This is a genomic window from Pseudomonas sp. 18058 (assembly GCF_902706155.1).
Lineage (GTDB): Bacteria > Pseudomonadota > Gammaproteobacteria > Pseudomonadales > Pseudomonadaceae > Aquipseudomonas > Aquipseudomonas rustica.
On the sequence record NZ_CACSJY010000005.1, the window covers coordinates 73776 to 88363 of the forward strand.

Here is a 14588-nt window from a genome sequence, read left to right on the forward strand (position 1 = left end):
GAGAGTTCCCATAAAAACAGCGAGGTCAATCACGCGCAAAAAAGATTCTACTTCGGCGCCAGCTCCCTGAGATGACGTGCGACTGCAATCCATGCACCGATATAACCCAACAGCACCGCGCCAAGCAAGAGCGACAGACCGTCGGCAACTGGCACGCCGGCCAATGCGAAATCACTGCCGTACAACCCGGCCAGCCCAACCACCGCATCGTTCAGCCAGTTCAGGCCGAACGCCAATACACCCCATGACAACAGCCCCGCACCGAAGCCATACAACGCGCCCATATAGAGGAAGGGACGTCGCACATAACTGTCAGTGCCGCCGACGAGTTTAATCACTTCTATCTCGGTGCGGCGGTTTTCAATATGAAGACGAATGGTATTGCCTATCACCAAAAGTAATGCAGAAACCAACAACACCGTCAGACCAAAGACAAATCGGTCGCCGAGCTTGAGGATGGCGGCCAGACGCTCGACCCAGACTAGATCAAGTTGCGCCTGTTGTACCTTGGGCAGCTCGGAAAGTTTTTGTCTTAATGCTTCCAGGGTTGGCTTGTCGACTTCGTTCGGCGTCACTAGCACTACACCCGGCAACGGGTTCTCAGGCAACTCGCGCAGGGCTTCGCCCAATCCAGACTGCTGCTGGAACTCTTCCAGCGCCTGGTCACGGCCGACATATTTAGCATCAGCAACGCCGGGCATGCCTTTGATCTGCTCGCGTAACGACTCGCCCTGCTCCGGGCTCGCGTCGAGTTGCAGATACAACGAGATCTGCGCCGCACGCTGCCACGAACCACCGAGACGCTCGACGTTGTTCAGCAGCAATGACAAGCCCATTGGCAGGCTCAAGGCCACGGCCATCACCATGCAGGTGAAGAAGCTGCCAATCGGCTGCTTGCCGAGGCGACGCAGGCTGTCGAGCAGGCTGGCGCGATGGCTTTCGATCCACGCGCGGAACAGCGTGGCGAAGTCCGGGCCATCGTCATCGTCGTGCTTTTTCTTCTTTTGCGGCTGCGGATCGGCGGCTTTCGGCGCCACGCGCTCGGAAACTTTGGGGCTGCGCGTCGCACTCATACTCCGGCCTCCCCGTCGCCGATCAATCGGCCACGTTGCAGGGTCAACATGCGGTGCCGCATGCGCGCGATCAGTGCCAGGTCGTGACTGGCGATCAGCACGCTGGTGCCCAGCCGGTTGATGTCTTCGAACACGCCCATGATTTCCGCGGCCAGTCGCGGGTCGAGGTTACCGGTCGGTTCGTCCGCCAGCAGCAAGGCCGGGCGGTGGACGATGGCGCGGGCGATGCCGACGCGCTGTTGCTGACCGGTCGACAGATCGCCTGGGTACAGATCGGTTTTATCCGACAGCGCCACGCGCTCCAGCGCCGAATCGACACGCTTGGCGATTTCGGCCTTGGACAGCCCGAGAATCTGCAGCGGCAACGCGACGTTGTTGAACACCGTGCGATCGAACAGCAACTGGTGATTCTGGAACACCACGCCGATCTGCCGGCGCAGGAACGGAATCTGCGCGTTGCTGATGGTGCTCAGGTCTTGCCCGGCCAGCAGCAATTTGCCGCTGGTCGGACGCTCCATTGCCAACAGCAGGCGCAACAGAGTGGATTTACCGGCACCGGAGTGACCGGTGACAAACAAGAACTCGCCACGACGGACTCGAAAGCTCAGCTCATGCAAGCCGACGTGACCGTTCGGGTAGCGTTTACCGACCTGTTCGAAACGAATCATGAACGCTCCCGCTCGGCAAAAAGTGCCTGGACAAAGGGTTCTGCTTCAAAAGTACGCAAGTCGTCGATGCCTTCACCGACGCCGATGTAGCGAATCGGCAGGCCGAACTGCTTGGCCAGGGCGAAAATCACGCCGCCCTTGGCAGTACCGTCGAGCTTGGTCAACGCCAGACCGGTCAGTTCGACGGTCTGGTTGAATTGTTTGGCTTGATTGATGGCGTTCTGGCCAGTACCGGCATCGAGCACCAGCAGCACTTCGTGCGGCGCGTCGGCGTCGAGCTTGCCGATCACTCGACGAACCTTTTTCAGCTCTTCCATCAGGTTGTCTTTGGTGTGCAGACGACCGGCGGTATCAGCGATCAACACGTCGATGCCACGGGCCTTGGCGGCTTGCACGGCGTCGAAGATCACCGAGGCGGAGTCGGCGCCGGTGTGCTGAGCGATCACCGGAATCTTGTTGCGCTCGCCCCAGACCTGCAATTGCTCAACGGCAGCGGCGCGGAAGGTGTCACCGGCGGCGAGCATGACTTTCTTGCCTTCCAGTTGCAGCTTCTTCGCCAGTTTGCCGATGGTGGTGGTTTTGCCGGCGCCGTTGACGCCGACCACCAAAATCACGAAAGGCTTGTTCTGCGAGGCGATTTTCAGCGGTTGTTCAACCGGTTTGAGCATCGCGGCCAGTTCGGCCTGCAGGGATTTGTACAGCGCGTCGGCGTCGGCAAGTTCTTTACGAGCGACCTTCTGGGTCAGGCGCTGGATGATCTGCGTGGTGGCTTCGACGCCCACGTCAGCGGTGAGCAGACGGGTTTCGAGGTCATCGAGCAGATCGTCGTCAATGGTTTTGCGGCCGAGGAACAGGCTGGCCATGCCCTCGCCGATGCTGGCGCTGGTTTTCGACAGGCCTTGCTTGAGGCGGGCGAAGAAACCGGCTTTGGTTTCTTCGGTACGCGGGGCTTCGACGGGGGCTTCAGCGACCACTTCAACTGGCGCAACTGGCTCAGCGATAACCGGTGCAGGTGCAGGTGCAGGTGCAGGTGCAGGTGCAGCCTCGGGCTCTTGAATAACCGGAGCAACCGGCTCAATGAATACCGGGGCAACCGGCTCAGCAACCACCGGCACAGGCTCGACAATCGGCTCAACCACCGGTGCAGGAATCACCGGCGTAATGTGCGGCGCAGCCTCTTCAACCAACGCCACCGGCTCTTCTGCCACCGGCAAGGTCAGCCACGGCTCGGCCGCCGGGGTCAGCGGCAATTCCGCCGCTACTGGCACTTGCGGCTCGGGTTCCGGCTCAACCGGTTGCAACACCGGTTCGGCAAGCGGCAGAACGATCGGTGCCGGCTCTTCTTCTATTACCGGCGCCGGCGCGGGAGCGGGCTCAGGAATCGCGGGCGGCTGTTCGACGACGGGTTCCTGCGGTTTCTTACGCAGCCATCCGAACAGGCTTTTCTTCTCGCCAGCCGCAGCTGGGGTCTTCTTGTCGTCGTTGGAACCAAACATGGAGGACGGCTATCTCACGGTAGCGACGCGCCATAAGGGCGCCCCGGCAAATAAATATTCGATGCAGAACAGACTGTGTTTCATCCAGCTTGTTCACGCGCAACATTTTGTCGAGGCGCCACAGGCACCTCAAAGGTCGATTAATACGAAGGACTGGAACGGCATCTTCGGCGAAAACGCAGAGTTTAGCTGACAAACTCAAAGCTTCTGCCGGGAACCCATACAACCTATCTAGCGATCAGTGGCTTGATAGGCGTGGCCGCCAGTAAAACGGATCAGTATCCTAGCACCCTCTCGCCCGCCGACGCTAAGACCAAGCGGGCAGCCCAACAGGTTAAAAAACGAATGAATGCTCTAGCCCGCCGCGCCGCAGGCCTGCTGCTCAGCACAGTCTGCCTGCCCCTTTCGGCCCTGGCGGCCGACCCGCAACCGACCCACGAATTCACCCTCGACAACGGCCTCAAGGTCGTCGTGCGCGAAGATCATCGCGCGCCAGTGGTGGTCTCGCAGGTCTGGTACAAGGTCGGCTCCAGCTACGAAACCCCGGGCCAGACCGGTCTGTCTCACGCGCTCGAACACATGATGTTCAAGGGCAGCGAGAAAGTCGGCCCCGGCGAAGCGTCGCTGATCCTGCGCGATCTGGGCGCCGAAGAGAACGCTTTCACCAGCGACGACTTCACCGCTTATTACCAAGTGCTGGCCCGCGACCGTCTGGGCGTAGCCTTTGAGCTGGAAGCCGACCGCATGGCCAATCTGCGCCTGCCGGCCGACGAGTTCGCCAAGGAAATCGAAGTCATCAAGGAAGAGCGCCGCTTGCGCACTGATGACAAGCCGATGTCCAAAGCCTACGAGCGCTACAAGGCCATGGCCTACCCGGCCAGCGGCTACCACACGCCGACCATCGGCTGGATGGCCGACCTCGACCGCATGAAGGTCGAAGAGCTGCGCCACTGGTACCAATCTTGGTACGTGCCGAACAACGCCACGTTGGTGGTAGTCGGCGACGTCACCCCGGACGAAGTGAAAACCCTCGCCCAACGCTACTTCGGCCCGATCGCCAAACGCGACGTGCCACCGGCGAAAAAACCGCTGGAACTGGCCGAGCCAGGTGAACGCCAGATCACCCTGCACGTACAGACACAACTGCCTAGCCTGATGCTCGGTTTCAACGTGCCAAGCATCGCCACCGCTGAAGACAAACGCTCGGTCAACGCCTTGCGCCTGATCTCGGCTTTGCTAGACGGCGGCTACAGCGGTCGCATCCCGACACAACTGGAACGCGGCGACGAGCTGGTCTCCGGCGGTTCGTCGAACTACGACGCCTACACCCGTGGCGACAGCCTGTTCACCCTGTCAGCAACGCCGAACACGCAGAAGAAAAAGACCATGGCGCAAGCCGAGGCCGGTCTGTGGAAACTGCTGGAACAGCTGAAAACCACCGCACCGTCCGCCGAAGAGCTGGAGCGCGTGCGTGCCCAAGTGATCGCCGGTCTGGTCTTCGAACGTGATTCGATCACCAGCCAGGCCACTGCGATTGGTCAATTGGAAACCGTCGGCCTGTCGTGGAAACTGATGGACACCGAACTCGCCGATCTGGAAAGCGTGACCCCGCAAGACATCCAGAACGCCGCCAAGCTGTATTTCACCCGCGAACGTCTCAGCGTCGCCCACGTCCTGCCACTGGAGACGACTCATGAGTGAGCGCAAAACCCCACGTTTGATGCTGCTCGGCCTGATCGCCGTGGCGGTGATCGGCTCTGCTGCTTTCTATCTGTCGCCAAGCGCTGACAGCAAGGCCAGCGAAGCCCTCGACAACGCCAAGACCAGCCAGAAGCTGCAATCGCTGGCCGAACTCGACGGCAAGGCCCCGGCCAGCCGCAAACTCGACGTGCAGACCTGGAACACCGCCGACGGCGCCAAGGTGTTGTTCGTCGAAGCCCATGAGCTGCCGATGTTCGACATGCGCCTGATCTTCGCCGCGGGCAGCAGCCAGGACGGCAGCGCTTCGGGTCTGGCGGTGCTGACCAACGCGATGCTCAACGAAGGTGTGGCTGGCAAAGACGTCGGCGCCATCGCTCAAGGTTTTGAAGGCCTCGGTGCGGATTTCGGCAACGGTGCTTTCAAAGACATGGCGCTGGCCTCGCTGCGCAGCTTGAGTGCCGTCGACAAGCGCGAACCGGCCTTGAAGCTGTTCTCGGAAGTGGTCGGCAAACCGACCTTCCCGGCTGACTCCTTTGCCCGCATCAAAAACCAGATGCTCGCCGGTTTCGAATACCAGAAGCAGAACCCCGGCAAACTCGCCAGCCTAGAGCTGATGAAGCGTCTGTACGGCGATCACCCTTACGCGCATTCGAGCGACGGCAATCCGCAAAGCGTGCCGAAGATCACCCTCGCGCAATTGCGTGAGTTCCACGCCAAGGCCTACGCGGCTGGCAACGTGGTGATTGCATTGGTCGGCGATTTGTCTCGCGCTGAGGCCGAGGCGATTGCCAATCAGGTTTCCTCAGCCCTGCCGAAAGGCCCGGCGCTGGCGAAGATCGCGCAGCCGCAGGAACCGAAAGCCAGCGTTAATCACATCGAGTTCCCGTCCAAGCAAACCAACCTGTTGCTCGCGCAACTGGGCATCGACCGTGACGATCCGGATTACGCGGCGCTGTCGATGGGCAACCAGATCCTCGGCGGCGGCGGTTTCGGTACACGTCTGATGAGCGAAGTGCGCGAGAAGCGTGGCCTGACTTACGGCGTGTATTCGGGTTTCAGCCCGATGCAGGCGCGCGGCCCGTTCATGATCAACCTGCAGACCCGCGCGGAAATGAGTGAAGGCACCCTGAAACTGGTGCAAGACGTGCTCGCCGACTACCTGAAAACCGGGCCGACGCAGAAAGAACTCGACGACGCCAAACGCGAACTGGCCGGCAGTTTCCCGCTGTCCACCGCGAGCAATGCCGATATCGTCGGCCAACTCGGCGCGATGGGCTTCTATAATCTGCCGTTAAGCTATCTGGACGATTTCATGCGTCAGTCGCAAAGCCTGACCGTGGAACAAGTCCGCGACGCCCTGAACAAACATCTGAGCACGGACAAAATGGTCATCGTCACCGCTGGCCCGACCGTGCCGCAAAAGCCGTTACCGGCCCCATCTGATAAACCTGCCGAGCAACCGCTCGGGGTTCCGGAGCATTAATGGCAACTCGTTCCCCTAAAAAGCCTGCGCACAACGTTCACAACGGTGTGAACCAGTTGCGCATCATTGGCGGTCAATGGCGCAGCCGCAAGCTGAGCTTCCCCGATGCGCCGGGCCTGCGCCCGACCCCGGATCGCGTGCGTGAAACCCTGTTCAACTGGCTCGCGCCGTACGTTGAAGGGGCCAAGGTACTCGACCCGTTCGCCGGCAGCGGCGCGCTGTTTCTCGAAGCGCTGTCCCGTGGCGCGGCCATGGGCCAGGCGCTGGACGCGAGCAACATTGCGGTGTCCAGCCTGAAGGAACACCTCGGCACCCTGCGCTGCACCAACGGCCAGGTGCAGACGGCGGACGCGCTGCGTTATCTGGAAACCCAGACCGCCAGTGCATACGACCTGGTGTTCCTCGACCCGCCGTTCAACCAGAACCTGCTGCCTGCCGTGTGCACCTTGCTCGAAGAACGTCAGTGGCTGGCCGCCGACTCGTGGATCTACACTGAAAGTGAAACGGCGCCATCGACGCTGGGCCTGCCGGGCAACTGGCGCCTGCACCGCGAACAGAAATCCGGCCGGGTTTACTACGCGCTGTGGCAACGTACGGCCGAAGTCGCCGCTTAATCCAAGGCGAGCAAAAACCTGTGGCGAGGGAGCTTGCTCCCGCTGGGCTGCGCAGCAGTCCGAAAAAGGGCCGCTGCGCGCCCCGTCGGGAGCAAGCTCCCTCGCCACACTGAGCCTGTGTACTCTGGAAATTGACTAACAGCTTTGTGGGCCTCATCACATCGCTGCATCGAGAACCATCGTGTCCGCCTCTTCAGAACGCTTCATCCCCGCCCTCGGCCTCGGCAATCCGCACCTGCAAACCTTGTGGGGGCCGCTGTGGCGCAAAACCGTGCATATCCAGCGTGAGCGCGAGCGCTTGTGGCTTGAGGATAGCGACTTTCTTGACCTCGACTGGCATGGCCCGCACACGGCCGATGCGCCGTTGGTGCTGGTGCTGCATGGCCTGACCGGTTCTTCCAATTCGCCTTATGTCGCCGGCGTGCAAAAAGCCTTGGCCGAGCAGGGCTGGGCCAGCGTTGCGCTGAACTGGCGCGGTTGCTCGGGCGAACCGAATCTGCTGCCACGCAGCTACCACTCCGGCGCCAGCGAAGACCTCGCCGAAACCATCAAACACCTGCGCGCGAAACGCCCGTTGGCGCCGTTGTACGCCGTCGGCTATTCGCTGGGCGGCAACGTGCTGCTCAAACATCTGGGTGAAACCGGCAGCACCAGTGGCGTGCTGGGTGCGGTGGCTGTATCGGTGCCGTTCCGCCTCGATCAATGCGCCGACCGTATCGGCCAAGGCTTTTCCAAGGTGTATCAGGCGCACTTCATGCGCGAGATGGTCGCCTACATAAAGAACAAGCAACGGCAGTTTCAGCACGACGGGCGCGAAGATGGACTGGCGGCTCTGGCAGCGCTCGGTTCGCTGGAGAACATGCGCACGTTCTGGGATTTCGATGGCCGGGTAACCGCGCCGCTGCACGGTTTTACCGATGCCGAGGATTATTACCGTCGAGCGTCGAGCCGCTATTTCCTCGGCGAGATCCGCACGCCGACGTTGATCATTCAGGCAGCGGACGATCCATTTGTGTTCCCGCACAGCCTGCCTTCGGAAAGCGAGCTGTCGGCCTCGACCGCTTTTGAATTGCAGGCGCGCGGCGGGCACGTTGGATTCGTCGATGGCTCAGTGCGCCAGCCCGGTTATTACCTCGAACGCCGTATCCCGCAATGGCTGGCCAGCGTGCCCGCATGAGCGATCAGGGCGAGTCGATCCGATTCTGGCAAACCGCGCCACTGGCCGGGGTCGAGTTGTTGTCGGCGCGCTATATCGAGCAACGCTTCGCCCCGCATGTACACGACGGTTTTGTGATCGGCATGATCATGGCCGGCGCTCAGCGCTACCGCTATCGCGGCGCTGAACACCTGGCGGGCAGCGGCACGTTGGTGCTGATCAATCCGGACGAATTGCACACCGGCCACAAAGGCACCGAGGACGGCTGGCTGTACCGGGCGTTTTATCCGGATACCGGCAAGATTGTTTCGCTGCTGGATGAGCTGGAGTTGCCGACCACCAGTCTGCCGGCCTTCGGCGCCACGCTGTATCGCGACCCGGATCTGGTCAACGGTTTCTGCCAGTTGCACCGCTTGCTGGAAAGCCCCGCGACCGCGCTGCAACAGCAAACGGTGTGGCGCGAGCTGATGTTGCTGCTGTTACAACGTCACGCAGCGGTGCGCGAGCTTGCCGATCCCGGCAAAGAACACCGCGCGGTGCTGTTGGCCAAGGACGTGATGCAGGCACAACTGGCGGCGCCGCCATCGCTGGATGAACTGGCGGCGGCGGTCAATCTGTCACCCTTCCATTTCGCCCGGGTATTCCGCCGCGCGACCGGCATGCCACCGCACACCTGGCTGATGCAACAACGCATCGCCCAGGCGCGGGCACTGCTGCAGAGTGGTTGCTTGCCGCTGGAAGTCGCGACGCAGTTGGGCTTTGCCGATCAGAGCCACTTGAGCCGACAGTTCAAGCAGGCTTATGGCGTCGGGCCCGCGGCGTATCGCAGTGCCCGACTGAAAAGCTAAAAGATCGCAGCCTGCGGCAGCTCCTACAGGGAAATGCATTCCAATGTAGGAGCTGCCGAAGGCTGCGATCCTTTGATCTTATTCGCCGGTGGCGATGCCGCGCGCTGGCTCGTTGATCCACTCACTCCACGACCCGGCATACAACGAACCCAACGGATAACCTGCCAGACACAACGCAAACAAGTTGTGACACGCCGTCACCCCGGAGCCGCAATACGCGACCAGATCCGACGGCGAACGATCACCCAGCTTCGCGGCAAAACGCTGCTGCAACTGATCCGCCGGCAAAAACCGCCCGTCGCTGCCCAGGTTATCGGTGAACGCCGCACACTGCGCCCCGGGAATATGCCCAGCCACCGGATCAATCGGCTCAACCTCACCCTTGAATCGCGGCAAGGCCCGAGCATCGATCAAGGTCAACGCTGGTTGGCCGAGACGCTTTTGCAGTTTTTCGGCACTGATCAACAAGCCCATGTCCGGCTGACCACTGAAATCCCCACGAGTGACCTCCGGCGCATCCAGACTCAACGGCAAACCCGCCGCGTGCCAAGCCTTCAGCCCGCCATCAAGAATAAACACCCCATCGCGCTTGCCCAGCCACGCCAGCAACCACCACGCCCGCGCCGCATAAGCACCCGGGCCGTCGTCATACAAAACCACGTCACTGTCGTTGTTGATGCCCCACGCTTGCAGCCGCTCGATCAACGCCGCCGGCTCGGGCAGCGGATGACGTCCGGTCACGCCTTTCACCACTTTACCGCTGAGATCGCGCTCAAGATCGGCGAAGCGCGCGCTGGCAATGTGTCCTTCGGCGTAGCTGCGCTGCCCGTAATCCGGGTCTTCGAGGGCAAAACGACAATCGAGAATCACCAGCCCCGGCTGTTCCTTGCGGGCATCCAAGGCTTGCGGGCTGAGCAACTGCGCAATCGGCATAACGAGCTCCTGTGGAGTTTCAACGGAATGTTTACTTTACGTCTTCGAGGGCCTGGGCCAGCGGTACATAAAACTCGTCGAACAGTGCATTGACCGCATCCCGCGACTCATCGGTGACAAACCCGGCTTCCAGCACCAAGACCTGATACACGCCGCGTTTAACGGCTTGCTCGCTGAGATGGTTGGAATTCTCGCGGGTGGTGCACAGAAAGCGCACCCACGAGGTCAGGATGATCCACGCGTTGAGGGTCAGCGATTCGATCTGCACGCGATCCATCTTGAGGATCCCGGCGGCGACAAAGCCTTCGTAAATCGCCGCGCCCTGAATCACGCAGCGCTGGGAAAAGCGCCGGTAACGCGCGGCCAGTTCCGGGTCGCTGTCGAGCAAATGTTCAAGGTCGCGGTGCAGAAAGCGGTAACCCCACATCGCCGAGAGCAGTTCCTTGAGATAGAAACGCTTGTCTTCGACCGTCGCGGCACGCCCCTGCGGCGGGCGCAGAAAGCTGTCCACCAAGGCTTCGTACTCGCTGAACAGCACCGAGATGATCGCCTGCTTGTTGGGGAAGTGGTAGTACAGGTTGCCCGGAGAAATCTCCATATGGGCAGCAATGTGGTTGGTGCTGATGCTGCGCTCGCCCTGCTGATTGAACAGCTCGAGGCTGTTCTGCACGATGCGCTCGCTGGTTTTTATTCGTGGGGCCATGGCTTGAGCTTTAATTCAGAGTGCGGTGAGGGGCATCTTACGACCTATCCGGAAATGGATAAAACAAAGCTGCACACGGAAGTCATTTGACTTTATAGAGCATAGACTCTAAAAAGTTCATCACTACAATAAATCCGGAGCCTACGATGACTGCCGATATTGCCTACCTGCAAACGCTGCAACAGCCCCTGGAAGAGCTCGACCGGTTATTCGAGGCGCAACGGGCCGCATACGCCGCCAACCCGATGCCGCCCGCCGCGCAGCGCCAGCAATGGCTGAAGTCGTTGCGCGACTTGCTGAGCAATGAACGCCAGGCTTTGATCGAGGCGATCAGCGCGGATTTCAGTCATCGCAGTGCCGATGAAACCCTGCTCGCCGAACTGATGCCGAGCCTGCACGGCATCCATTACGCAAGCAGCCATCTCAAGGGCTGGATGAAGGATTCGCGGCGCAAAGTCGGCGTGGCATTCCAACCGGCTTCGGCGAAAGTCGTGTACCAGCCGTTGGGCGTAGTCGGCGTCATCGTGCCGTGGAATTACCCGTTGTATCTGGCCATCGGCCCGCTGGTCGGCGCGCTGGCAGCGGGCAACCGCGTGATGCTCAAACTCAGCGAATCGACCCCGGCCACCGGGCAGTTGATGAAGGAATTGTTCGCGCGCATCTTCCCCGAAGATCTGGTCTGCGTGGTGCTCGGCGAGGCAGACATCGGCGTGGCATTTTCCCGTCTGCGCTTCGATCATTTGCTGTTCACCGGCGCCACCAGCATCGGCAAACATGTCATGCGCGCAGCCGCGGAAAACCTGACGCCGGTCACGCTGGAACTGGGCGGCAAGTCGCCGGCCATCGTCTCCCGCGACGTGCCACTGAAGGACGCCGCCGAGCGCATCGCCTTCGGCAAAACCCTCAATGCCGGGCAAACCTGCGTCGCTCCGGACTACGTTTTAGTACCGGAAGATCGCGTCGGCGGCTTCGTCGAAGCCTATCGCCAGGCGGTGCAAAGCTTCTATCCAACCCTCGCCGATAACCCGGATTACACGGCGATCATCAACGAACGCCAACTGGCCCGGCTCAACAGTTACGTCAGCGATGCGACCAGCAAAGGCGCGCTGTTGATTCCGCTGTTCGAACAAGGTCAGGGCCGACGCATGCCGCACAGCGTGCTGCTGAATGTCAGCGATGACATGACCGTGATGCAGGACGAAATCTTCGGCCCGTTGCTGCCGATCGTGCCCTACCGCGATCTGGAGCAGGCATTCGCTTACATCAATCAGCGCCCACGACCTCTGGCTCTTTACTACTTTGGCTACGACAAACGCGAACAAACCCGCGTGCTGCACGAAACCCATTCGGGCGGCGTGTGCCTGAACGACACACTGCTGCACGTCGCCCAGGACGATATGCCGTTTGGCGGCATCGGCCCTTCCGGCATGGGCCATTACCACGGGCATGAAGGCTTTCTGACCTTCAGCAAGGCCAAAGGCGTGTTGATTAAACAGCGCTTCAACGCCGCCAAACTGATCTACCCGCCGTACGGCAAATCGATTCAGAAACTGATCCAGAAGCTATTCATTCGCTAATCATTCGTCACCGCCGGGTAATAAAAACAATGCACCCAAGCCTGACCGAAACACCTGCCCTGTCGCGCCGTGGCCTGCTGAAATTCAGCCTCGGTGCCACGGCCTTCCTCGCCACCGCTGGCCTTGGTGCCAGCCTCAGTGGCTGCTCCTCCAGCGTCGCGGCCAACGGCTTCATCAGCTTGCGCGACGGTGATCTGCTGTTTCTGCGCGCGCTGATTCCAGTGATGCTCGATGGCGCCGTGGCTACTGAAAAGATGCCGAGCGCGGTGGATGGCACGCTAAAAACGCTGGATTACAGCCTCGATCACCTGTCGCCGGAAATGCTCAAACTCACTCGCCAGTTGTTCGACGTGCTTGGCATGGCCGTGACGCGCGGGCCGCTCACCGGGATCTGGGGCAGTTGGGAAAATGCCAGTGCCGAGGCGATGCGCAACTTCCTCGACCGTTGGGAAAACAGCTCGTTGAGTTTGTTGAACATGGGGCATAGCTCGTTGCAGCAAATGGTCACGATGGCCTGGTACACCCGCGCGGAATCGTGGGGGCATTGCGGCTATCCCGGGCCGCCTACCGTCTGAAATTGTGTCGCGCCCATCGCGAGCAGGCTCACTCCTACAGGGGATTGCATTCCAAATGTAGGAGTGAGCCTGCTCGCGATGAGGCCAGCAAAAACAACAAAAACAAGAGAACCTGACCGATGCCCGTACCCGACCCCTTCCGCGAAGGCCTCGCCCGAGGCTGGAAAACCTACAACGGCGCGCAACTCACCGATAACCTGACCCTCGAAGCCGACGTCGCGATCATCGGCAGCGGCGCCGGTGGTGGCACCACGGCGGAAATCCTCAGCGCCGCCGGCTACAAAGTCCTGCTGATCGAAGAAGGCCCGCTGAAAACCAGTTCCGACTTCAAAATGCTTGAAGATCAGGCTTACAGCAGCCTCTATCAGGAAGGCATCGGCCGCATGAGCAAGGACGGTGCGATCACCATCCTGCAGGGCCGCGCGGTCGGCGGCACGACGCTGATCAACTGGACATCAAGCTTCCGCACCCCGGAACCCACCCTCGAACACTGGGCCACCGAGCACAACGTCAAAGGCCACAGCGTTGCCGAGATGGCGCCGTGGTTCGAGAAAATGGAGCAGCGCCTCGGCGTCGCCCCGTGGTTGGTGCCGCCCAACGCCAACAACGACGTGATCCGCAAAGGCTGCGAGCAACTCGGTTACAGCTGGCACGTGATCCCGCGCAACGTGCGCGGCTGCTGGAACCTCGGTTACTGCGGCATGGGCTGCCCGACCAACGCCAAACAATCGATGATGGTCACCACCATTCCGGCGACACTGGAAAAGGGTGGCGAGCTGCTTTATCTGGCCCGCGCGGAAAAACTGCTGATCAGCGGCGACAAGGTTACCGGCCTGCAATGCGTGGCGATGGACGAGCGCTGCGTCGCGCCGACCGGGCGCACCATCACGGTCAAGGCGCGGCATTACGTGCTGGCCGGTGGCGGCATTAACAGCCCGGCGTTGCTGCTGCGCTCCGATGCGCCGGATCCGCACAAGAATGTCGGCAAGCGTACATTTCTGCATCCGGTGAACATGTCGGCCGCGCGTTTCGACGAGGTGGTCAATCCGTTTTACGGGGCGCCGCAATCGATCTACTCCGACCATTTCCAGTGGAAGGACGGCACCACCGGGCCGATGGCGTTCAAACTTGAAGTGCCGCCACTGCACCCGGCACTGGCGGCGACGTTGCTCGGTGGTTTCGGCCAGGAGAACGCGCAGCACATGGCCGACCTGCCGCACACCCACGCCATGCTCGCCCTGCTGCGCGATGGTTTTCACCCGGACAGCAGCGGCGGCGCTGTGGAATTACGCGGTGACGGCACGCCGGTGCTCGACTATCAGGTTTCGCCCTACGCCTGGGAGGGTTTGCGCAAAGCGTTCCACGTCATGGCCGAGATCCAGTTTGCCGGTGGCGCAAAATCGGTGATGCCGATGCATGCCGACGCGCGTTACGTGAAAACCCTGGCCGAAGCCCGAACGCTGATCGATGGCCTGAGCCTTGAGCTGTACCGCACTCGATTGGGCAGCGCCCACGTCATGGGCGGTTGCGCGATGGGCGAAGAGGCGAAATCGGCGGTCACTGACAGCCTTGGCCGCCATCATCAACTGAGCAATCTGTCGATCCACGACGGCTCGTTGTTCCCCACCAGCATTGGCGCCAACCCGCAGTTGTCGGTGTATGGCCTCACTGCGCAACTGGCGACCGCCCTCGCCGATCGATTGAAAAACCCATGAAAAAACCGATTATTCCCGTCGTCTATAGTGCTTTCTTACCCCACAG

The 14588-nt window shown here is 61.0% G+C and carries 14 protein-coding genes; 9 read left to right on the forward strand and 5 right to left on the reverse strand.

The features are described 5' to 3' along the window. Positions 1-47: 47 nt before the first annotated feature. Genes ftsX through ftsY form a run of 3 tightly spaced genes read right to left on the reverse strand, consistent with a single transcriptional unit; the run spans position 48 to position 3237 of the window. Entirely contained in the window at positions 48-1073 is a 1026-nt protein-coding gene (ftsX, locus tag GVL50_RS04290; protein WP_159811885.1) for a permease-like cell division protein FtsX, read from the reverse strand. After that, positions 1070-1741, reverse strand: coding sequence for a cell division ATP-binding protein FtsE (ftsE, locus tag GVL50_RS04295; RefSeq protein WP_003229148.1), 672 nt, complete (start codon positions 1739-1741; stop codon positions 1070-1072). Before ftsE ends, ftsX begins: the two co-directional genes overlap by 4 nt. After that, positions 1738-3237, reverse strand: coding sequence for a signal recognition particle-docking protein FtsY (ftsY, locus tag GVL50_RS04300; protein WP_159811886.1), 1500 nt, complete (start codon positions 3235-3237; stop codon positions 1738-1740). Before ftsY ends, ftsE begins: the two co-directional genes overlap by 4 nt. Between ftsY and GVL50_RS04305 the strand changes: the two genes are divergently transcribed. The 6 genes from GVL50_RS04305 (at position 3236) to GVL50_RS04330 (ending at position 9039) form a co-directional block, all read left to right on the forward strand. Next, on the forward strand, positions 3236-3430 hold the full coding sequence (locus GVL50_RS04305) for a hypothetical protein (protein WP_095121529.1): 195 nt from the start codon (positions 3236-3238) through the stop codon (positions 3428-3430). The two genes, ftsY and GVL50_RS04305, sit on opposite strands and share 2 nt — an antisense overlap. A gap of 152 nt (positions 3431-3582) precedes the next feature. After that, positions 3583-4938 (forward strand): pitrilysin family protein, encoded by a 1356-nt coding sequence (locus tag GVL50_RS04310; protein WP_159811887.1) that lies wholly within the window; start codon positions 3583-3585, stop codon positions 4936-4938. Then, positions 4931-6421, forward strand: coding sequence for a pitrilysin family protein (locus GVL50_RS04315; RefSeq protein WP_159811888.1), 1491 nt, complete (start codon positions 4931-4933; stop codon positions 6419-6421). Before GVL50_RS04310 ends, GVL50_RS04315 begins: the two co-directional genes overlap by 8 nt. Then, a complete protein-coding gene (gene rsmD / locus GVL50_RS04320; RefSeq protein WP_159811889.1) occupies positions 6421-7035 on the forward strand; it encodes a 16S rRNA (guanine(966)-N(2))-methyltransferase RsmD in 615 nt (204 codons plus the stop codon). Before GVL50_RS04315 ends, rsmD begins: the two co-directional genes overlap by 1 nt. Before the next feature lie 181 nt (positions 7036-7216). Continuing rightward, positions 7217-8212 (forward strand): hydrolase, encoded by a 996-nt coding sequence (locus GVL50_RS04325; protein WP_159811890.1) that lies wholly within the window; start codon positions 7217-7219, stop codon positions 8210-8212. Continuing rightward, the gene (locus GVL50_RS04330) at positions 8209-9039 is read left to right on the forward strand and encodes an AraC family transcriptional regulator (RefSeq protein WP_159811931.1); all 831 of its coding nucleotides are present in this window, start codon (positions 8209-8211) and stop codon (positions 9037-9039) included. Before GVL50_RS04325 ends, GVL50_RS04330 begins: the two co-directional genes overlap by 4 nt. A gap of 78 nt (positions 9040-9117) precedes the next feature. Here the strand turns inward: GVL50_RS04330 and GVL50_RS04335 are convergent, their stop codons facing one another. After that, positions 9118-9972, reverse strand: a complete 855-nt coding sequence (locus GVL50_RS04335; RefSeq protein WP_159811891.1) for a sulfurtransferase — start codon at positions 9970-9972, stop codon at positions 9118-9120. A 31-nt stretch (positions 9973-10003) separates the two neighbouring features. Continuing rightward, positions 10004-10675 carry a TetR/AcrR family transcriptional regulator gene (locus GVL50_RS04340; RefSeq protein WP_053124733.1) on the reverse strand — a complete coding sequence of 224 codons (672 nt, stop codon included), beginning with the start codon at positions 10673-10675 and terminating at the stop codon, positions 10004-10006. A gap of 128 nt (positions 10676-10803) precedes the next feature. On the opposite strand from GVL50_RS04340, the gene GVL50_RS04345 reads away from it, so the two are divergent. The 3 genes from GVL50_RS04345 to GVL50_RS04355 all read left to right on the forward strand — a co-directional run bounded on the left by GVL50_RS04345 (position 10804) and on the right by GVL50_RS04355 (position 14542). Beyond that, positions 10804-12252: a coniferyl aldehyde dehydrogenase gene (locus GVL50_RS04345; RefSeq protein ID WP_305728908.1), complete on the forward strand. Its 1449-nt coding sequence runs from the start codon at positions 10804-10806 to the stop codon at positions 12250-12252. A 29-nt stretch (positions 12253-12281) separates the two neighbouring features. Beyond that, positions 12282-12827, forward strand: coding sequence for a twin-arginine translocation pathway signal protein (locus GVL50_RS04350; protein WP_159811892.1), 546 nt, complete (start codon positions 12282-12284; stop codon positions 12825-12827). A gap of 119 nt (positions 12828-12946) precedes the next feature. Continuing rightward, on the forward strand, positions 12947-14542 hold the full coding sequence (locus GVL50_RS04355; protein WP_053124738.1) for a GMC family oxidoreductase N-terminal domain-containing protein: 1596 nt from the start codon (positions 12947-12949) through the stop codon (positions 14540-14542). Positions 14543-14588: the final 46 nt, after the last annotated feature.

Coding starts and splice junctions, on each gene's coding strand:
- ftsX (WP_159811885.1), bottom strand. CDS start 1,073: ATGAGTGCGACGCGCAGCCCCAAAGTTTCCGAGCGCGTGGCGCCGAAA.
- ftsE (WP_003229148.1), bottom strand. CDS start 1,741: ATGATTCGTTTCGAACAGGTCGGTAAACGCTACCCGAACGGTCACGTC.
- GVL50_RS04305 (WP_095121529.1), top strand. CDS start 3,236: ATGGAGGACGGCTATCTCACGGTAGCGACGCGCCATAAGGGCGCCCCG.
- ftsY (WP_159811886.1), bottom strand. CDS start 3,237: ATGTTTGGTTCCAACGACGACAAGAAGACCCCAGCTGCGGCTGGCGAG.
- GVL50_RS04310 (WP_159811887.1), top strand. CDS start 3,583: ATGAATGCTCTAGCCCGCCGCGCCGCAGGCCTGCTGCTCAGCACAGTC.
- GVL50_RS04315 (WP_159811888.1), top strand. CDS start 4,931: ATGAGTGAGCGCAAAACCCCACGTTTGATGCTGCTCGGCCTGATCGCC.
- rsmD (WP_159811889.1), top strand. CDS start 6,421: ATGGCAACTCGTTCCCCTAAAAAGCCTGCGCACAACGTTCACAACGGT.
- GVL50_RS04330 (WP_159811931.1), top strand. CDS start 8,209: ATGAGCGATCAGGGCGAGTCGATCCGATTCTGGCAAACCGCGCCACTG.
- GVL50_RS04335 (WP_159811891.1), bottom strand. CDS start 9,972: ATGCCGATTGCGCAGTTGCTCAGCCCGCAAGCCTTGGATGCCCGCAAG.
- GVL50_RS04340 (WP_053124733.1), bottom strand. CDS start 10,675: ATGGCCCCACGAATAAAAACCAGCGAGCGCATCGTGCAGAACAGCCTC.
- GVL50_RS04350 (WP_159811892.1), top strand. CDS start 12,282: ATGCACCCAAGCCTGACCGAAACACCTGCCCTGTCGCGCCGTGGCCTG.
- GVL50_RS04355 (WP_053124738.1), top strand. CDS start 12,947: ATGCCCGTACCCGACCCCTTCCGCGAAGGCCTCGCCCGAGGCTGGAAA.